Annotated in this window: 16 protein-coding genes and 1 tRNA gene; 6 read left to right on the forward strand and 11 right to left on the reverse strand. The window is 71.6% G+C overall.

What is annotated here, in order from left to right; genetic code table 11:
• Positions 1-17: 17 nt before the first annotated feature.
• From O7621_RS28290 to O7621_RS28315, 6 genes are all read right to left on the reverse strand, one after another.
• On the reverse strand, positions 18-1,139 hold the full coding sequence (locus O7621_RS28290) for a M48 family metallopeptidase (RefSeq protein ID WP_282232023.1): 1,122 nt from the start codon (positions 1,137-1,139) through the stop codon (positions 18-20).
• 31 nt (positions 1,140-1,170) lie between these two features.
• The gene (locus tag O7621_RS28295) at positions 1,171-1,881 is read right to left on the reverse strand and encodes a hypothetical protein (RefSeq protein WP_282232024.1); all 711 of its coding nucleotides are present in this window, start codon (positions 1,879-1,881) and stop codon (positions 1,171-1,173) included.
• A complete protein-coding gene (locus O7621_RS28300) occupies positions 1,878-3,476 on the reverse strand; it encodes a cobyric acid synthase (protein ID WP_282232025.1) in 1,599 nt (532 codons plus the stop codon). Before O7621_RS28300 ends, O7621_RS28295 begins: the two co-directional genes overlap by 4 nt.
• Positions 3,477-3,553: 77 nt before the next feature.
• Positions 3,554-4,555, reverse strand: coding sequence for a cobalamin biosynthesis protein (locus O7621_RS28305; RefSeq protein ID WP_282232026.1), 1,002 nt, complete (start codon positions 4,553-4,555; stop codon positions 3,554-3,556).
• Between the two features lie 138 nt (positions 4,556-4,693).
• Complete coding sequence (locus O7621_RS28310) at positions 4,694-5,503, reverse strand: single-stranded DNA-binding protein (protein WP_282232027.1); 810 nt, start codon at positions 5,501-5,503, stop codon at positions 4,694-4,696.
• Positions 5,504-5,699: 196 nt separating this feature from the next.
• Entirely contained in the window at positions 5,700-6,110 is a 411-nt protein-coding gene (locus O7621_RS28315; RefSeq protein WP_282232028.1) for a PPOX class F420-dependent oxidoreductase, read from the reverse strand.
• A gap of 117 nt (positions 6,111-6,227) precedes the next feature.
• On the opposite strand from O7621_RS28315, the gene O7621_RS28320 reads away from it, so the two are divergent.
• The 3 genes from O7621_RS28320 (at position 6,228) to O7621_RS28330 (ending at position 8,096) form a co-directional block, all read left to right on the forward strand.
• Entirely contained in the window at positions 6,228-7,253 is a 1,026-nt protein-coding gene (locus tag O7621_RS28320) for an alpha/beta hydrolase (RefSeq protein ID WP_282232029.1), read from the forward strand.
• Positions 7,254-7,309: 56 nt separating this feature from the next.
• Positions 7,310-7,385 (forward strand) — tRNA-Arg (locus O7621_RS28325).
• A 387-nt stretch (positions 7,386-7,772) separates the two neighbouring features.
• Positions 7,773-8,096: a YegP family protein gene (locus tag O7621_RS28330; protein ID WP_158632248.1), complete on the forward strand. Its 324-nt coding sequence runs from the start codon at positions 7,773-7,775 to the stop codon at positions 8,094-8,096.
• Between the two features lie 67 nt (positions 8,097-8,163).
• Here O7621_RS28330 and O7621_RS28335 read toward each other — a convergent pair whose 3' ends face one another.
• From O7621_RS28335 to O7621_RS28345, 3 genes are read right to left on the reverse strand one after another with little or no spacing between them, the layout of a single operon-like run.
• Entirely contained in the window at positions 8,164-8,508 is a 345-nt protein-coding gene (locus tag O7621_RS28335; RefSeq protein WP_282232030.1) for a hypothetical protein, read from the reverse strand.
• A gap of 27 nt (positions 8,509-8,535) precedes the next feature.
• Positions 8,536-9,159, reverse strand: a complete 624-nt coding sequence (locus tag O7621_RS28340) for a SigE family RNA polymerase sigma factor (protein WP_282232031.1) — start codon at positions 9,157-9,159, stop codon at positions 8,536-8,538.
• Entirely contained in the window at positions 9,156-9,824 is a 669-nt protein-coding gene (locus tag O7621_RS28345) for a permease-like cell division protein FtsX (RefSeq protein ID WP_282232032.1), read from the reverse strand. The genes O7621_RS28340 and O7621_RS28345 overlap by 4 nt, the downstream gene beginning before the upstream one ends.
• 138 nt (positions 9,825-9,962) lie before the next feature.
• Between O7621_RS28345 and O7621_RS28350 the strand changes: the two genes are divergently transcribed.
• Together O7621_RS28350 and O7621_RS28355 are read left to right on the forward strand one after the other, a co-directional pair.
• The gene (locus tag O7621_RS28350; RefSeq protein ID WP_282232033.1) at positions 9,963-11,708 is read left to right on the forward strand and encodes a sulfatase-like hydrolase/transferase; all 1,746 of its coding nucleotides are present in this window, start codon (positions 9,963-9,965) and stop codon (positions 11,706-11,708) included.
• A gap of 191 nt (positions 11,709-11,899) precedes the next feature.
• The gene (locus O7621_RS28355) at positions 11,900-15,337 is read left to right on the forward strand and encodes a M12 family metallo-peptidase (RefSeq protein ID WP_282232034.1); all 3,438 of its coding nucleotides are present in this window, start codon (positions 11,900-11,902) and stop codon (positions 15,335-15,337) included.
• Between the two features lie 62 nt (positions 15,338-15,399).
• Here O7621_RS28355 and O7621_RS28360 read toward each other — a convergent pair whose 3' ends face one another.
• Both O7621_RS28360 and bluB read right to left on the reverse strand, forming a co-directional pair.
• A complete protein-coding gene (locus O7621_RS28360; protein WP_281551293.1) occupies positions 15,400-17,052 on the reverse strand; it encodes a bifunctional NAD(P)/FAD-dependent oxidoreductase/class I SAM-dependent methyltransferase in 1,653 nt (550 codons plus the stop codon).
• Positions 17,053-17,151: 99 nt separating this feature from the next.
• Positions 17,152-17,766, reverse strand: coding sequence for a 5,6-dimethylbenzimidazole synthase (gene bluB / locus O7621_RS28365; protein ID WP_278174605.1), 615 nt, complete (start codon positions 17,764-17,766; stop codon positions 17,152-17,154).
• Between the two features lie 69 nt (positions 17,767-17,835).
• Between bluB and O7621_RS28370 the strand changes: the two genes are divergently transcribed.
• On the forward strand, positions 17,836-18,444 hold the full coding sequence (locus O7621_RS28370) for an N-acetyltransferase (RefSeq protein WP_282232035.1): 609 nt from the start codon (positions 17,836-17,838) through the stop codon (positions 18,442-18,444).
• Positions 18,445-18,646: the final 202 nt, after the last annotated feature.

Genomic DNA, 18,646 nt, shown 5'->3' on the forward strand with positions numbered 1-18,646 from the left:
ACCGGGCCGGCCTGAAGTCAGCTCCGCCGGCCACCGGGCCGGCCGGTGGAGCTGGCCGCGCCCATCCAGGACCGGGCGCGGCCGGCGGCCCCGCTGGCCCACTCGCCGACGTCGGCCGCGCCGGAACCCAGCCGACGCAGCAGGCCGACCAACGGATCCTGGCTGCGGCCGAACTCCTCGCGGTACGCCTGCGCGGCTGCCTTGATCTCCTCGGTCACCGAAGCGGCCGGGTCGTCGGCACGGCGCGGGTAGTCACCGGCCAGCACCTGCGCGTACCCGCCGGAGTCGATCCACTGCCGTAGTGCCGCGGCCCGCGCCACCGGCACCGGGTGGGTGCTCCAGGCGGTCATCCGGAACTTGTGCAGACTGTCCCGCAGGTCACCGCCGCCGTCGTACTCGGCAGCCTGCTCCAGGAACGCGGCGGTGTCGATCTGGCTGAGGTCGCCGCCGCCGGCCAGCTTCATCAGCAGCCGCTGCGCCGCCGCCGGGTCCTGACCGGCGAGCAGCCCGGCACGGTCGCCGGACAACTCCGCCTTGCGCCACCACTCCAGCATCGCTGCGATGATCGCCCGCAGCGCGATCGCGCCGACCGGCAGCCAGCTCAGGTTCGCCGCCCAGCGGGTCAGGATGGCGAGAATTGTCTGGTAGACGGCGTGACCACTGCGGACGTGCCCCAGCTCGTGGCCGAGCAGCGTCCGCAGCTCGGCGTCGTCGAGCTGCTGTACGCAGGCGGTGTTGACCACGATGAACGGTTTGTCCAGGCCGATGGCCTGGGCACCGAGCACCGGGGACTGGGTCACGAACAGCTCCGGCAGCTCCGGAACGTCCAGCGCGGTCGCCGCTTCGGCGAGCAACCGGTGCACCCGAGGGTACTGGCGGTGGTCAACCCGGATCGCCGACGCCAGGTAGCTGAGCCGGAAGGCCCGCTCGTTCCACATCCCGAAGAACGTCCGGACCACGTCGTCGAAGCCACGCAGCTCACGGAGCGCGGTCAACGCGCCCCGGTCGGCCGGGTGCTCCCAGGCACGGGAGCTGATCCCGGTCAACGTGATCCGCCGCCGGTCCGGCGGGGTGGTGGCGTCCGGCGTACCGCCGCTGGCCGCAGTCGTGGGCGTGGTGCCGTCGTCGTCTGCGGTCATGGCGGACGCTCCCCGGGATCGGCTGACTGGCCTACCCGGCCGATGGTGCCCCACCTGCGCCACCGGCGTCTACGTCCGGCCAGGCCCGGATCCACCCGTACGCCAGCTGGCCGGACTGGAGCTCAGCAGCGCCGTCGACGAGCAAATCGACCGCACCAGGCGTACCGTCGGCGGAGAAGAACCGCTCCTCGGCCCGCCGCCAGCGGTCGAGCGTCGGCTGTATCGCGGCCCCGTCGCGGGTGAGCGACCGGGCCAGGCGCACCGGTTCTGGCGCGGTGACATAGACCGACAGCGTCGCGGCCGGCCGGACCGCCGCGCGGGCCGCGCTCACCCCTTCGATCACGAGTACGACGGGCGGTTCGATCACGGTCCAGTCTGCGCCGAACCGCCCGGCGGCCCAGTCGTATCGTCGGTAGCGGGCCGGACGGCCGGTCCGCAGCGGGTCGAGCACGCAGGCGCTGAGCCGGGGCCAGAAAGTGAACTGGTCACGCCAGCCATCCAACAGGTCGTCGGTGTGTACGACCGCGACGGCCGGTCCGGCGGCGGTGCTGAACGGCTCCGTGGCCGGCTCCAGCTCTGTCGCCGTGATCGTCGCGCAGGCAGTGGCCAGGCGGTCGGCGAAGGTGGACTTGCCGGCGCCGCTCGGGCCGTCGACGACGACGAGCCGGATCCGGCCGAGGCGAGCCGGGGCGGCGTACACCCGCCGGGCCAGACTTTCGAAGGTCGAGATCCCCCGCGTCACCGGGGAGCTCCGGGTGGGATGAACGGTAGTCCGGCGGGCGGCCCGGACTCGATCAGCCGCCACAGCGCGGCGGTGTCCAGGTGCTCCTCCACCAGGTCGCCGAGCAGATCAAGTCCGCGTTGGCGCAGCGCCGTGAAGCTGGTGTCCGGCGCGACGGCGAAGCCGTGCCGGCCGGCCTGGCGGGCCACGTCGGTGAGGTAGCGGCGACGGAACTCGTCGGCCTCGAAGGCACCGTGCCAGTGGGTGCCGTACACCGAACCGAGCCGTACGCCCTCGGTGCCGCCCGTCGCGCCATGGCCGGTGCCGGTGCCCACCTCAGTGCTGGTGCCGGTGAACAGCGGCGAGGTCGACCCATCGGACCGGGAGACGTACCCGTGGTGAATCTCGTAGCCGCGTACCGGGACGTCGCTGTAGGCCCGCCCCGCGCTGCGGGTGACGGTCTTGCGCTCGGCGAAAGTGATCTCGACGGGCAACAGGCCGAGACCCGGTACCGTGCCCCGGCGGCTCTCCACCTCGTCGTGGATCACCCGGCCGAGCATCTGGAAACCGCCGCAGATGCCGAGCAGCGGGCGGCCGGCGCTGGCGTGCGCGGTCACCGCCGTAGCCAGCCCGTTCCCCCGCAACCAGGCCAGATCGTCAACGGTCGATCTAGTGCCGGGCAGGACGACAAGGTCGGCGGCGACGACCTCGGTCGGGTCGACGGTGAGCCGGACCTGCACGCCCGGCTCGGCGGCGAGCGCTTCGAGATCGGTGGCGTTGGACATTCGGGGTAGTCGCACCGCCGCGACCCGCAGGATTTCGCGGCCGCGCGGCACCGTGGGTCGTCCGATCGTCTGGCCGTACGCCAGCGAGTCCTCGCCGTCCAGCCAGAGATCGGGCTGCCAGGGCAACACCCCGTAGGTGGGTCGGCCGGTCACCTGGTGCAGCATGTCGACCCCGGGCTGCAGCAACTCCTGATCACCACGGAACTTGTTGATCACGAACCCGGCGATGTGTTCCTGGTCCTCGGCGCCGAGCAGGGCTACGGTGCCGAACATGGCGGCGAAGACGCCACCCCGGTCGATGTCACCGACGACGATCGCCGGCAGCCCGGCATGCCGGGCCAGCCCGAGGTTGACAAAGTCGCCAGCCCGCAGGTTGATCTCGGTTGGGCTGCCGGCTCCTTCACAGATCACCACGTCGTACTCGCCACGCAGCTCGGCGAGGGTGGTGTGCACGGTGTCGGCGAGGCGGGAGCGCATCGCACGGTAGTTGGTCGCGGTGACGGTGTCGACCGCCTCCCCCAGCAGCACGACCTGGCTGGCCCGGTCACTGCCCGGTTTGAGCAGGACCGGATTGAACCGTACCTGCGGCTCCAGCCCGCAAGCGGCTGCCTGCACCGCTTGCGCCCGTCCGATCTCGCCGCCCCGACCGTCCGACCCGACGACCACCGCCGAGTTGTTGGACATGTTCTGTGCCTTGAACGGCGCGACCCGCACCCCACGCCGGTTCAGCCATCGACAGATTCCGGCGGTGAGCAAGCTCTTGCCCGCGTCGGAGGTGGTCCCGGCGACCAGTAGGCCACCACCACCGACAGGGCCAGCACTCCCCGGCACCCCGGCCTCCCTTCCGCTCCTGGTGGTGTCGCTAAGCAACCCTGGTCTCGCTGCCCAACCTGCTCCTGGTGGTGTTGCTACCGGGGGCGGATGGCCCGCACGGCGGTTCTGACCGCCTGCGCGGTCAGCTGCGCGGCGACCAGCTGCACCACGGGAGCCGCCAACACGGACACTGCCGCGGCGGTGTTGCCGACCCGCCGGGACAGCGTCGCTGCCCGGTGGATCTGCCGAGGTGAGGGGCGCGGACCGTCACCAAGATACGGACGCACCTCGGAACGCCCGAAGTAGACGTTGCGCCCACCGAGCCGGACCCCGAGCGCCCCGGCGAACGCCGCCTCGCACTGACCGGCGTTGGGGCTCGGATGGTCGGCGCGGTCCCGACGCCACACCCGCCAGGCCCGTGCCCGGTCGCCCTTGACCGCTGGCGACCACCACACGGCGGCCAGCCCGGTGAGCCGCGACGGCGCGAAGTTCAGCAGGTCGTCGAGTCGCGCCGCGGCCGTGCCGAACCGTTCGTAGCGCGACGACCGGTGCCCGACCATGGCGTCCAACGTGTTCGCCGCCCGGTAGCCGACCAGGCCGGGCAGACCTGCGACGGCCCCCCAGAACAATGGCGCGACCACGGCGTCCGAGGTGTTCTCGGCGACGGACTCGACGGTCGCCCGGGCCAGCTCCGGCGCGTCGAGCGTGGCCGGGTCCCGGCCGCAGAGATGGTTGAGCCGGCGTCGGGCCGCTGGTACGTCTGCCCGGTGCAGCGCCCGCGCCATCACCTGTGCCTCGGTCCGCAGCGTCCGCCCGCCGAGCACCGCCCAGGTGGTGCCGGCGACGAGAGCAGCCCGGGCGATCGGATGTCGTCGGGTCAGCACCGACGCCGCCACGGCGGCGATCACCGGCCCCCCGACGGCCACGGCCGTGTAGGCGACGCCGGCCCGACGGGTCGGCCGGTACAGCCGGCGCTCGGCGGCACCGGCCAACCGGCCGTACCCGGCGACCGGATGCCAGCGGCGCGGGTCGCCGAACAGGGTGTCCAGGGCGTAGCCGGCGGCCAGGCCGCCGGCCGTGGCTGCGACGGCCGACATCTTGCTCCCGCCAACGCTGGTAGCCACTGTGGCAGCTTACGTTGGCCCGGTCACCGGGACTGGGCCGGCGGCCGGTGTGGTGGCACGGCCGATTACCACCGCGCCACCACACCCCCCGTCAGCTCCGAATGGTCCGGCTCAGACCGGCACCGCTGCCCGGCTCCGCGACCGTCGGGCCCGTCCGGAAGGTCCCGACTGCTCCTCGGCCGGCAGCGGGTCGCCGTCCGGACCGTCGGAATGCCCGTCACCGCTGGACGACTGCGGCTCGTCCACCGCGACGTCCGAGGCCTCGCCGTGGTCGTCACCGGCGTGACCGTCCGCCGTGATGCTGGGCCCGGTGTCGGCAGTCGCGGCAGCAGCAAGCACGTCGACTGCGAGGGTGACGGGCCGGCGGCCGGCCGGGCGGTTCGGCTCCCCCTCGACCGGAGACGGCACCGACGGCTCCAGGAACATCGGGTCGTCGTCACCGTCGAACAGCTCGTTGCGAGTCACCGGCACCTCGTCGGCCGGCACCTCAGCGGTGACCTCGCCCTGTACCCGCCGCTCCGGGTCGTCGCCATCGACCTCGCTGGTCGCCAACGTCGGTCGGTTGCGGGTGAACCGACCGCGCCCTCGGGCCAGGTCGTGCCCGACCGCGACCGCCTCCATTTCGTACTGCAGGCGGTTGTTACCGTCGCCGTCCACCCAGTCTCGGGTGTAGAGCCGGCCGACCACCACGACCGGGTCGCCGAGCATGACCGAGGAGCACACCCCTTCGGCCAGCTTTCGCCAGCAGTTCACCCGGACCCGCAGGCTGTTGCCGTCGACCCAGCGGTTGTTCTCCCGGTCGAGCCGGCGCGCCGTCGAAGCCACCTTGAAGTTGGCGACCAGCGTGTTCGTCTGGGTGGTCCGCCGCCAGTCCGGCGTGGTCAGCACGTTACCGACAATCGTTACGTAAGTGTCAAACATCGCATCTCCGCATGGGCTCGTGGGACTGGGCTGGAACCGAGTCGACTCGGCGTCCAGCGTCACCCCGACGAACCGACCCCCACCAGCGCAGGGGCGGCGCCTGTGGACGATGCCCGTGCTGTGGACAGACCGGGACGCGCTCCGATCCATCTGCTATGGGCACCGGAGCCGGGGCGTCGTCACCCCTCGACGGTGCTCAACCATGCACGTCCGGGCCGGCATGTGTGACGGTCACCCGGATCGCCACCCGCTTGTCGCGGCGCATCGCAGCCCGGTAGTCGTCCCAGTCGGAATGCTCCCCGGAGATCCGCCGGTAGTAGTCGACCAGCACGTCGAGCGCCTCGGGTAGCCGTACCACCTCCGCCTGTCCGTCGATCTGCACCCAGTCACCGAAGAACCGGTCCGGCATCACGCAGAACGTGACCCGTGGGTCACGCAGCAGGTTGCGCACCTTGACCGCGCCTTCCCTGGTGCTGACCAGCACCCGGCCGGCGTCATCGACGGCTACCAGCACCGGGCTGGTCTGCGGCCGACCGTCCGGATGCCGGGTCACCATCACTGCCCGATGGTTCGCCCGCAGAAACGCCGTCGCCTGTTCGGCCTTCATCTCCCCACCTCCTCGCGCCGCGCACCGCCGCTCGGCCGCTGGCAGTGCCGCCTTCGATTGTGCGACGCGCAGCGCGGTCCTACCCGGAGGTAACCATCCGGCGGTACGGTCGAGGTCGTGCAGCCTGACATCCTCGGACTCCCGTACGAGCAGCAGGTCATCGAGCTGGACCCGGACGACGAGGGTCCGGTCGTCGCGACCCTGGTCCGCCGCCGGGCGGACCGGCCGGCCGGGCGGGCGGTGCTCTACCTGCACGGCTTCGTCGACTACTTCTTCCAGACCCATCTGGCGGACCACTTCGTCCGCGGCGGCTGGGACTTCTACGCCCTCGACCTGCGCAAGTACGGCCGGAGCCTGCTACCGCACCAGACCCCGAACTTCTGCCGCGACCTCAGCGACTACTTTCCGGAACTGGACGCCGCTGCCCGGATCATCCGCGAGCAGGACGGCAACGAGACGTTGCTGGTCAACGGCCACTCCACCGGTGGGCTGATCGCCGCGATCTGGGCCGATGCGCGGGCCAGCCAGGGCACCGCACCGGACGGGTTGTTCCTGAACAGCCCGTTCTTCGACCTCAATGCACCGTGGCTGCTCCGCCGGCCGGTGGCCGCGGCCGTCTGCCGTCTCACCGGCCGCTCGCCCTACCGCGTCGTCCCGGTCGGGCTCTCCCGGGTGTACGGGCAGAGCGTGCACGCCTCCCAGCGCGGACACTGGAACTACGACCTGGAGTGGAAGCCGCTCGCCGGGTTCCCGGTGCGGGCCGGTTGGCTGACCGCTATCCGCCGCGCCCAACGACAACTGCGTGCCGGACTGCACATCACCGCGCCGGTCCTGCTGGCCTGTTCCTCCCGGTCCTACCGCAGCCACAGCTGGCACGATTCGGCTACCCTGGCCGACGCGGTGCTCGACGTCGAGCACATGGCCCGGTGGGCCCCCCGGCTCGGCCGGCACGTCACCGTGGTCCGCATCGACGGCGGCCTGCACGACCTGACCCTGTCCCACCAGCCGGCCCGTGACGAGCTGTTCAGCGAGCTGGACCGCTGGCTGCGCGGCTACTTCACCACCGAGCCGCTAGGCCCGGACCCCGGTCAACCGGTGGCGGCGAAACGCCCGGTCGACCGAGGGTTACCGGAGACCGACTGACTCGTCACGGCAACCTGCGACCACTACTATGTGCACGCTAGGACGAAGATCAGCAAGCGCCCGTAGCTCAGCGGATAGAGCAGGGGACTTCTAATCCCAAGGTCGTAGGTTCGAACCCTACCGGGCGCACCATCATCGCCCCAGGTCAGAGAGGACCTGCGGTCGCTGGCCATCCACAGCCATAGGACGCATTGACGCGCAGCCAACCAAGGTGACCTAGGGTTGTCGAGTGCCAACGTTCTGGATCGGCTACATCGAGGTACCGCCGAGTATCGAGTCAAAGATCCGCTCCCGGCGTGGTGTCACCGGCGATCAGGTCCGAGCCGCGTGCCAGTGGCCAGCGGTCCCACTTCGCGTTGGATGGCACGACCATCCCGATCATGGCCGTAGGCTTCTGGTAGTCGCACACGATGAGCAGGGACGGCTGCTGCGGGTGATTCTGCAGCCGGTGGACGTCAAGGATGGCACTTGGCGGCTGCGGACTGTGCTGGTGGGCGGATGAGGGGGATGATGGTAGGCATGCAGCAGGATGAGCTGGCCGAGTTCGACGTGACCGAGGATGTATTCGACGCCATGCTGGCCGATAGCGAGCCCGTCCGGGTGACGGGTCCGTTTGATCAGCTCCGGCAGGTTCGCTTCGAGTTGGTCAGCGGGAGACTCCGTACCTATCGCTGGCGGCTGGTCGGTACGAACGGTGAAATCCTGGCCACTAGTGCTGCGAGCTACCGCAGTTCCGACGACGCGCGCCGTGCACTGGAGGCTCTCACGGTCGCGGTGCAGCAGGCCCCGATCGTCGACCTCGACGAGGCTGACGACCCAGCTACCCGGCGCAAGGCCGGCTGAGCCATTGCGGTACGGGGTGACGCCGCCCAGCATCGACGTACCGCCGCCCACTCACCGTCGGTACCGTTCAGTCCGGGTCGCCGATGGCGGCGACCGGGCTGACCCGGGCGGCCTGGCGGGCCGGCGCCAACCCGGCCATCGCGATCAGCACCGCAACGTCGTAGAGTGCCGGCACGCCCGGGGCGGCGAACAGTTGCAGCCCACCGAGCACGGTCACGGCCAGCATCACGGTCACCGGTCGGCGCCGCCGCCACACCAGCGCCACCGCCATGCCGAAGCCGATCGCCAGGTCCGCCAGCGAGGCACGGTACTGCCAGGCGACGGTGGCCACCGCCGTCGCGACGACCAGGTCGAGCAACGTCCAGCGGTAGGGCGACGTCGGCCGGTGCGGTGAGGTCGACGCGGGTGGCATGCCGCCCAGCCTCGGTCGCAGCTCCGATCAGCTGGTCGGGAAGTCCTCGCCGAGGACGGTACGCAGCCGTTGCAGCGCCCGCATGCTGCACATCTTCACCGCCGATGTGGTGATGCCGAGGATCTCGGCGACAGCCTGCACGCTCTGGTCCTCCCAGTACCGCAGCACCAGCACCGCCCGATCGCGCACCGGCAGCTCCGCCAGCGCACGCAGCAATGCCACCTGCAGTTCGGCCGAGCCGCCCGAGCCGGCGGGCTGGCCCGCCGGCTCGGGCGGCTCGGCGAGCACCAGCTCCGTGCGGCTGCGCCGCTTCATCGCGTCGGAGACCGCGTTGATCAGCACCCGACGGCTGTACGCGGTCAGGTTCGCCGTGGGCCAGATCCGGTTCCACGAGGCGTACATCCGAGTGAAGGTGATCTGGGTGAGGTCCTGCGCGAGATGCCAGTCCCGGCACATCAGGTACGCGACGCGGCGCAGCCGGGGGGCCGCGTCGACGACGAATGCGCTGAACGCCTCGTCCCCGGCCTCTCGCTGCTTCCGACGGCTGGCGGCCCACCGGGCCAGCGGACCGCCGCCGCGCTCCGACCTCGTCGGTGCCGGCTCCGCCGGTAAGTGCGCAGCGACCGGCGCTACGACCCGAACCCCACTCACTCGCCCACCTGCTTGTCCGTGCCGTACAGGCAGAACCAGCCGGTGACCGTCTCGACGCCGGGCATCGCCTGTAGTCCGCCGCTGACCTGCTGGTACGCCGATGGGTTCGCCAAGGTGAACCGAAAGGACTCTGGCAACTGGTCTGGGGTCACCTTCTCCATCAGGTCGGGATGATCGAGCAGAACAGCAGGATCGTCCTGGTACCGCCGCATGAACCGCTGGTACGCGTCCTGCCGGCTCTCATACTCCACCGACCCAACCTGCGGGTCGGCCCGCAGCGCCGCGTCGACAGCGCGCCGCTGCTCGGCGGTCACGTCGACGCTCAGGTAGACGGCGGCTTCGGTCGCCACGTCAGCACTGGTGGGACGCACCAGTTCACAGCCGGGCGAGACCGACGGCAGGGCGGCCTGCGCCGGCACGGGCACGGGCGCATCCCTGACCGGGAGCAGCACGCCCACCGCGACGAGCGCCACGGCAGCGACGGTCGTCGTAGCGGCGTACCCGATATGTCTGCGTCGACGTAGTCGGCTACCGCTGGCCATGGCCGCTCGGGCCAGGTCGTCCGGCGGCGCTGGTGGTGCCGGTTCGCTGTCGAGCGCTCGGTCGAAGTACGTCCGCAACTGGTCCATGCAGAAGTAGACCGGTCGACGCGGCGGACCGGTCACGGCCGCAAGCCGGGTGATCCGCAGATCGATCCGGTCCGGCTGGTCGTGCGTATTTGTGGGTGCCCGGTGGTACGGATATCGTGCTGAGTCCAGTCCGGCAGGGCGCACCGCCTGGCCGACTACCAGGAAGGCCTGAACTTGTCCTCCGCCACGAACTCCGCCCCGGTCACCGCCGACGACGTGACGGACCAGACGTCGGCGGCGGCGGACCAGACGTCGGCGGCGGACGAGACGGCACCGCGGACCGAGGGCGGGCGCCAGCGGCTACGGCGTACCACCCGAGGGTCGGCCGACGTGCTGGCGGTCGGCGGCGTGCTGGCCGCGATGACCCTGCCGTACCAGCTGGATCTGGTGGTCCCGGTCGCGTTCGCCCGCATCCCGGTCGAGGCGCTGGTCGCCGCCGCGCTGCTGCTGGTGCTGCCGGGCCGGGTCCGCACCCCGGTGGCTGCCGCGCTCGGCGCGCTGCTCGGCGTACTGATCACGCTGAAGGTCGCCGACATCGGCTTCTTCTCGGTGCTGGACCGGCCGTTCGACCCGGTCCTGGACTGGGGTCTGCTGGCCGACGGGTTCCGGTTCGTCGACGCCTCCTACGGCCGGGCCGCAGCGGTCGGCGCGGCGGTCGGCACCGTCGTGCTCACGATCGCGGTGCTGACGCTGCTGGTCGCCGCGACGCTGCGGCTGGCCCGGCTGTTGGCCGCACACCGACGGATCGGCGGCGGTACGGTCGCTGCGCTGACCGCCGGCTGGCTGGTGTTCGCCCTGCTCGGTACGCAGGTGGTGGTCTACCAGGACGAGTGGCGCACGATCGGGCTGCCGATCGCCGACCGGGCGACCGCCCGGTTGGCGTACGACCACACCATGCAGATCGGCGCGAGCCTGCAGGACCGGCAGGAGTTCGCCGAGCTGGCAGCGGTCGACGCGTTCCGGGACGTGCCCGGCGACGAGCTGCTGACCGCGCTACGTGGCAAGGACGTTCTGCTGGCGTTCGTGGAGAGCTACGGCCGGGACGCGGTCACCCACCCCGACTTCAGCCCGCTGATCGGCGATCTGCTCGACGACGGTACGCAGCGGCTGGCGGCGCGGGGGTTCCAGTCGCGCAGTGCGTTCCTCACCTCGTCGACGGTCGGAGGCAGCAGCTGGCTGGCGCACGCCAGCACCCTGTCCGGGCTGTGGGTGGACAACCAGCAGCGCTACCGCAGCCTGGTGGCCAGTGACCGGCTGACGTTGACCCGGGCGTTCGGCCACGCCGGCTGGCGGGTCGCCGGCTTCTTCCCCGGCAACAGCCGGGCCTGGCCGGAGGGGGCGTTCTTCGGCTACGACCAGGTCTACGACTCGCGCAACATGGGGTACGCGGGCGACAGGTTCAACTTCGCCTCCATCCCCGACCAGTATGTGCTGTCGGCGTTCGACCGCTTCGAGCGGCGCGACAACGACCAACCGGTGATGGCCGAGGTGGCGTTGCTGTCCAGCCACGCGCCGTGGACCCCGCTGCCGCAGCTGGTCAACTGGAACACGGTCCGGGACGGTTCGGTCTTCGACCGGGAGGCGATGGCCGCCGGCCAGGCCAACAAGTCCGCGGAGGACGGATTGCGCAGCGACTACCCGAAGGCGGTGGCGTACTCGTTGAGCACGATCATCTCCTACATCGAGTCGCAGGGCGACGACGACCTGGTGGTGGTCTTCCTCGGCGACCACCAGCCGGCGCCGGTGGTGACCGGTCCGGGGGCCAGCCACGACGTGCCGGTCACCATCGTCACCAGCGATCAGGCGGTCCTCGACCGGGTCGCCGGCTGGGACTGGCAGGAAGGGCTGCGCCCCGGCCCGCAGGCCCCGGTGTGGCAGATGGACTCGTTCCGGGACCGGTTCCTGACCGCCTTCGAGTAGGAGCTCCGCTCGTCACATGAGCCGGTCTCGTAAGGCCGGCCATTATGCACTGTCTCAGCCGTACGGCTGATGGCTGTACCCGCGACTCGGGGCCTAGCGTCGACTTTCGACCCTTGAGATCCATCGCCCGGCGGCCTGGACACCCCTGGCCGTTCGGGTTGTGGATCGTCACGGACTCCCGAGGAGACATTTTGAGGAAGCCCTCGTCGAGGCGCCACTCGCCGCCGAACGGCCGTCCGCAGCCACTGCCCGCGACCAGCCGGTCCGGCAACCGCCGTCTGATCGCCCTGCTCGTCGCCGTCGTCGCGGCGGCGCTGCTGCCGGCGGTCGGCCCGACCACGGCCGCCAGTGCCGCGCCGCAGGAAGGTACGCCGATTGCCGGCACCCCGTGGGCCGTGCTCGACGACGTACCGACGGCCAGCCGGTCCGGTCGCGCGCCGGACATCCAGGCGCACCGGTTCGCGGCGTACACCCTGGACCGGGAGGCGATCGCCGCCCAGCTGGACCGGGCGCCGGACGAGTCGGACCGGGCCGCCGCGACGGCGCCGCTGGTGCTGACCGTGCCCGACCCGGACGGCGTGGTGCAGCGGTTCGCGGTGGTCGACTCTCCGGTGATGCAGGACGGGCTCGCCGCCCGGCACCCGGACATCCGGACGTACGCCGGCACCGGCGTCGACGACCCGACGGCGACGATCCGGGCCGACCTGACCCCGCTCGGCTTCCACGCCTCGGTCCGCTCGTCGACCGGGTCCTGGTACGTCGACCCGTACCACCGCGACCAGAGCGTCTACGCCAGCTACCACGCCGGTGACCTGGTGAACCGGCACGGCCCGCTGACCGAGCGGGGCGACGTCGACACCACCGCCGCGCAGATCGACGCGGAGGTCGAGCAGGCCCAGGCCGACCACCCCGCCGGGTCGCTGGTCAAGCTGCGCACCTACCGGCTGGCTTTCCTCACCGACCCGTCGTACGCGGACTATTTCGGTGCGGCGAACGTGACAGCCGCCAAGGTGACGCTGGTGAACCGGGTTACTCAGATCTACGAAGACGAGACCGCGATCCGGCTCGTGCTGATCAACGACACCGACAAGACCAACCTGAACACCGCCGAGCTGGCCACCGGCCCGGACGGGCCGTGCGGCTCCGCGCCGTGCTTCTCCGCGGCACAGCTGACCGGGTGTTCCGGCGCGACGCTCAACCGCAACCGGATCGTGCTGGGCCAACTGGTCGGGGCGAGCAGCTACGACGTCGGGCACATCGGCTTCGGTCTGCCCGGCGGCGGGGTCGCCGGGCTGGGGGTGGCCGGCGGCGACGGCAAGGCGCGCGGCTGCACCGGCCTGCCGAACCCGATCGGCGACTTCTACGCCGTCGACTACGTGGCGCACGAGATCGGCCACCAGTTCGCCGGCAACCACACCTTCAACGGCACCCAGTGGAACTGCTCCGGCGGCAACCGCAGCGCCACCAACTCGTACGAACCGGGCAGCGGTTCGTCGATCATGGCGTACGCGGGCATCTGCCAGCAGGACAACCTGCAGCCGCACACCGACCCGTACTGGTCGCAGCGCAGCTACCACGAAATCACCACGTTCGTGAACTCCGCCCGGCCGGCGATCAACGAGGTGCAGACGGTGTCGCTGCGCGACTTCGACACTGTCGGCGACTCGTTCCAGTTCACCTTCAACGGCCGGAACTCCCGGCAGATCGGGTACGGCGAGAGCTACACCACCGCCTACATCAAGGAGACGATCGAGTCGATGACCGGCTGGCCGGACGGCGCGACGGTGACCGTCGCGGCGTTCGGCGGTGTAGGCGCGCTCGACAACACTGGTTTCCAGGTGACGTTCAACGGCGGAGCCGTGGCGCGGACCAACGTACCGCCGCTGGAGTTGATCCCCCATTCCGGCATGGACGGCTTCGTCGGTGAGACCGCCAAGGGCGGCCCGGTCGACAACGGCGGCTGGCAGGTTACCGAGACCACCAACCATGCCCCGGTGGTGACCGTGCCGGACCAGTTCACCATCCCGGTGCGAACCCCGTTCGCGTTGACCGGCAGCGCCACCGACGCCGACGGTGACGCCCTCACCTATCTGTGGGAGCAGAACGACCGCGGTGGCATCGCCGGGGTCAGCACCGCCGGCACCGCGTTGACCGACAACGTCAAGACCAACGGCCCGCTGTTCCGGGTGTTCGGCACGGCGGCGCTGGTCGGCCCGGACGACACCGAGCAGTACTACTCCCCCGGTCTGAACGCGGTCGACGACGACCCGACCCGGGTCTTCCCGGACATGGCGCAGATCCTGGCCGGCAACACCAACGCGGTGACCGGTGCCTGCCCGGCCGCCCCGGCACCACCGGCCAGCGGCAGCGCGTCGAACCTGCCGCAGGCGCTGGTCGACTGCTACTCGGAGTTCCTGCCGACCGCCGACTGGGTGGGCTACGCCAACGACCGGACCATGCACTTCAAGCTGACCGCCCGCGACGGCCGGGTCGGCGGCGGCGGGGTCGGCAACGCCGAGACCGCGGTCATGCTGGCCCCGGACGCCGGTCCGTTCCTGGTCACCTCGCAGCCGGTTCCGTCGTTCTACCTCGGCGGCTCCGTTCAGGAGGTCAGCTGGGACGTGGCCGGCACCGACGCAGCGCCGGTGAACGCCGCACAGGTGCGGATCTCACTTTCGACGGATGGGGCGAAGACCTTCCCGTACGTGCTGGCCGAGGCGGTGCCGAACGACGGCAGCGCCACGGTGACCTTGCCGAACATCGACACCACCACCGGTCGGATCAAGATCGAAGCGGTCGGCAACGTCTTCTTCGACCTCAACGACGCCGACATCCGCATCGACCAGGTCCGCGCGGCCGAGGTGGCGTACACCGGGGACACACTGGTGCACCCGGAGGGTGGCGCGGAGCAGGCGCAGGTGTTGCTGCGGGCGGCGGTGAGCGCCGAGGCCGGCGACGTCCGAGGTGCCCAGCTCGCCTTCACCAGCGGTGACACCACCCTGTGTGCCACCGAGGTGAAGTTGTGGGGCAGCGACCGCACCGGCGGGATGGCCAGCTGTACGGCGACCCTGCCGGTCGGCAACCACCCGGTGACCACCACGGTCGACGGCCGCTACACCGGGTCCGTCACCGCGACGGTGACCGTCTCCCCGCCGACCAGGCTGCGGTTCCTCGGCGACGGCTATCTGCGCAGCGAGTCGACCGCTGGCGCCTACCCGCTGGACCCGGATCACCGGATCGAGTTCGACCTCGATGGCCGGATCACCTACGGCGAGAGGCTGGTCGGCAAGGTGCTGGTCGGCTACCGCTCCGGCGACCAGCGGTACAAGTTCCAGGGCAACGTTCTGGAGTCGTACGGCTCGTACGCTCTCGGCGGTGGCCCCGCCACGGCGCAGCTGCGCTACCAGGTGACGCTGTTCGACCTGTCCACCCCGCAGCAGCCGGTGGCGGTGGCGACCGGACTGACCATGCGGGTGAGCGCGACCCTGGTCAGCGGGCCGGGCCAGCTGGACAAGATCGGGATCACCGTCTGGGACGGTGACACGCTGATGTTCTCGTCGAGCTGGACCGGCACCGCCACCGAGGAGATCAACCTGACCGCGTCCGGTGGTGACCTCGTCCTGTACTAAGGGGCTGGGAACTGCCGACCACTGCTGACAGACGCCCACCCGGCGAGCCGCGTGGGCGTCTGTCAGCGCCGGCGGACGGCGTGCAGCACCGCGTCGTGAACGGTTACCGGGTTGCCGTCCGGGTCGGTGCCCGGCCGGGGCACCGTCTCGGCCCGGATGCTGGCCCACTGCCGCGGGTCCAGCACCGCCGCCACCTGCTCGGCGGTGAACAGCAGGTCCCGCATCCGGGGCCGGCGCAGCCCCGGCACGTCCAGGTCGGACGGGTGGTGGCCGACGATCAGCAGGGTGCCGCCGGGGCGTACCGCCGCCGCGAGCCGGCGGTGCAGCATCGCCCGGTCCGGGTCCGGCAGGTGCATGAACTGGGCGGTGACCAGATCGAACCGGTCGGGCCCGGGGTCCCAGGTACGGATGTCGGCCGGCTGCCAGGTGAGCCGTTTCGCCACGTCGTCGTCGGACGCCGCCGCCTGCTCGGCGGCCCGGCGCAGCGCCACCGCCGACACGTCGACGGCGGTCACCTTCCAGCCCCGGCCGGCCAGCCAGATCGCGTCGGCGCCCTCGCCGGCGCCGACGTCGCAGGCGGTGCCGGCGGGCAGTTCGGTCGCGACGGCGACCAGTTGCGGGTTCGGGTTGCCGCTCCACACCCGGTCGACGGAGCCGTACCGTTCGTCCCAGAATGTCGGGCTGACGATCTCAGCCACGTCCGCCGGCCCGTGGTGCACCGGCAGATCGCTGTCGTCCGCTCCTGCCACAGCGGCCCGGTGCCGGCGGACCGCGTCGGCGGTGTCCTCCTCGGCCAGGTCGCCGTTGACCGCCGCCGCCGCCATCGCGCCGGCCGCAGCCGCCGCCATCACCTGGCCGAACGGGTTGGTCAGGTTGCCGGCCGCCCAGACTCCCGGCACCGGGGTACGCCCGGTCGGGTCCGCCTCGACCTGCTCGGCCATCCCGCTCGGATGCCTGGTCAGCGGCACCCCCAGCTTGGTCAGCAGCCGGTCGTCGACCCGCAGCCGGGAGGCGACCGTCACCGCCGCCCGGGGCACCATGGTCCCGTCGGCGAGCCGCACCCCGGTGAGCCGGTCGTCGGCCGCCTCCAGCCCGACGACCTCGCCCGGCACCACCCGGACGCCGCGGGCCGCCAGCTGTTCGGCCTGCTCGTCGGTGAGGTCGACGCCGGTGTGGGTGAACAGCACCAGGTCGGAGGTCCACTGCCGGAACAGCTGCACCTGGTGCAGCGCCATCTCGCCGGTGGCGAGCACCCCGACCGGCTGGTCCCGGACCTCCCACCCGTGGCAGTACGGGCAGTGCAGCACATCACGGCCCCAGCGGTCCCGCAGCCCGGGGATGTCGGGCAGTTCGTCGACCACGCCGGTGGCGAACAGCAGCCGCCGGGCGGCCACCGTACGGCCGTCGGCCAGGCTGATCTCGAATCCGCTGTCGACCCGCTCGACCGCCTCCGCCCGGCCGGGCAGCACCACGCCGCCGTACCGTTCGACCTCCTGCCGGCCAGCGGCGACCAGCCCGGCCGGGCTGATGCCGTCGCGGCTGAGGTAGCCGTGCACGCCGGCCGAGGGCGTGTTGCGGGGTTCGCCCGCGTCGATCACGATCACGGCCCGCCGGGCCCGGGCCAGGGTCAGCGCCGCGCTCAACCCGGCGGCACCGCCGCCGATCACCGCCACGGCGACCCGGTACGTGGGTCCCCCCACCTTGTCGTCAGCCATCCTGACCACCTCCGGCACCCACGATCCGCCGCCGCCAGGGTAGCGGCAAACTTCCTTGCCGTTTTGGCAAACGCCGGTGGTCGGCAGGCTCCGCGAAAATCACCACCGGTCGTGGTGCAGGGCGTCGGTCACCGGCCGGCGCCGCCGCCAGCCGTGCCGCTCCAGGTCCGGTTCGTCGGCGAGCCGGCTGACCGGCCCGACGCAGAGCCAGGCCACCGGTCGGATGCCGGCCGGGATGGCGAGCAGGTCCCGCAGGAACGGCTCCCGGTAGAAGGAGACCCAACCGACCCCGAGACCTTCCGCGGTGGCCGCCAGCCAGAGGTTCTGAATGGCCAGGCAGACCGAGTAGAGGCCGGCGTCGGCGATGGCGTGCCGGCCGAGCACCGCCGGGCTGCCCCGCTGCGGGTCGTAGGTCACCACGATCGACAGGGTGGCCTCCCGTACCCCGTCGATCTTGATGTGCGCGAACCGGGCCGCCGCGACCGGGTCGAGGGTCTGCGCGAACGTCTGCCGTTCCTGCTGCACATGGGCGTGGAAGGCGTCACGCACCGCCGGATCGCGCACCAGTACGAAGTCCCACGGCTGGGTGAGCCCGACACTCGGCGCGGCGTGCGCGGCGGTCAGCACCCGGTGCAGCACCTCGTCCGGCACCGGCGCGCCGGTGAACTCGGCCCGCACGTCGCGGCGCCGATGAATGACGTCGTACAGGTCGATGAGCATCGCGTCCCATTGTCCCAAGCCGCGCCGGGAATCCGGTTGCCGGCCGGGGCCCGGCCTGATCGGATGGCGGCCGTGCTGGTCAGGCGGGAACGAGCTGGCGACGTCGCGGCGGTCCGGGAGGTGGTGGCAGCAGCCTTCAGCCGGCCGCCGGCTGCGCACCGGCCGGAGCCGACGGACCGGCCGGGGACCGTGACCGAAACGCCGGCCGAGGTCGGGCTGCTGGACGAACTGCGTGCCGACCCCGCGTGGATCCCGGCGCTGTCGCTGGTCGCCGTCGCCGTCGGCGCTGGACGCGGGCAGGACGGGCACCTGCCGGGCCTGGACGCCACCGGCGAGGTCGTCGGGCACGTGGTCTGCACCCGGGGACGACTCGACAGCCGGCCGGTGCTGGGCCTCGGCCCGCTGGCGGTACGCCCGAACCGGCAACGCGCCGGCGTCGGCTCGGCGCTGATGCACGCGGTGCTCGCCGCCGCCGAAGCCCGCGACGAGACACTCGTCGCGCTGCTCGGCGAACCGGCGTACTACCGCCGGTTCGGGCTGCGGCCGGCCAGCGAGTTCGGCATCGTCGCGCCCGATCCGCGGTGGGGGCCCTACTTCCAGGCCCGTCCGCTGGGCGGGGCCACGCCGACACCGGGCCGGTTCCGCTACGCCGAACCGTTCGAGCGGCTCTGACCGCTCAGCTGTTCGACAGGGATGCGACCGGGGCGAGCCGGTGGTACGGCACCGGGTTGCGCCGGGTGTTGCCGTGGTTGGCCGACGTCACCGCCCAGACGGGGGTGCACGGCCCATCGGACGCCGCCGCCTCGCGGCGGCCAGCCGGCTCAGATAGTCGGCCTGGAACCGGGTAAGAAGCGTGGTGCCGACCGGGAAGGAG

Origin of the sequence: Solwaraspora sp. WMMD937 (assembly GCF_029581175.1) — a bacterium.
Lineage (GTDB): Bacteria > Actinomycetota > Actinomycetes > Mycobacteriales > Micromonosporaceae > Micromonospora_E.

Coding starts and splice junctions, on each gene's coding strand:
- O7621_RS28315 (WP_282232028.1), bottom strand. CDS start 6,110: ATGAAGGCCGAACAGGCGACGGCGTTTCTGCGGGCGAACCATCGGGCA.
- O7621_RS28370 (WP_282232035.1), top strand. CDS start 17,836: ATGGCGGCCGTGCTGGTCAGGCGGGAACGAGCTGGCGACGTCGCGGCG.
- O7621_RS28335 (WP_282232030.1), bottom strand. CDS start 8,508: ATGCCACCCGCGTCGACCTCACCGCACCGGCCGACGTCGCCCTACCGC.
- O7621_RS28360 (WP_281551293.1), bottom strand. CDS start 17,052: ATGGCTGACGACAAGGTGGGGGGACCCACGTACCGGGTCGCCGTGGCG.
- O7621_RS28305 (WP_282232026.1), bottom strand. CDS start 4,555: ATGTCGGCCGTCGCAGCCACGGCCGGCGGCCTGGCCGCCGGCTACGCC.
- O7621_RS28310 (WP_282232027.1), bottom strand. CDS start 5,503: ATGTTTGACACTTACGTAACGATTGTCGGTAACGTGCTGACCACGCCG.
- O7621_RS28290 (WP_282232023.1), bottom strand. CDS start 1,139: ATGACCGCAGACGACGACGGCACCACGCCCACGACTGCGGCCAGCGGC.
- O7621_RS28330 (WP_158632248.1), top strand. CDS start 7,773: ATGCAGCAGGATGAGCTGGCCGAGTTCGACGTGACCGAGGATGTATTC.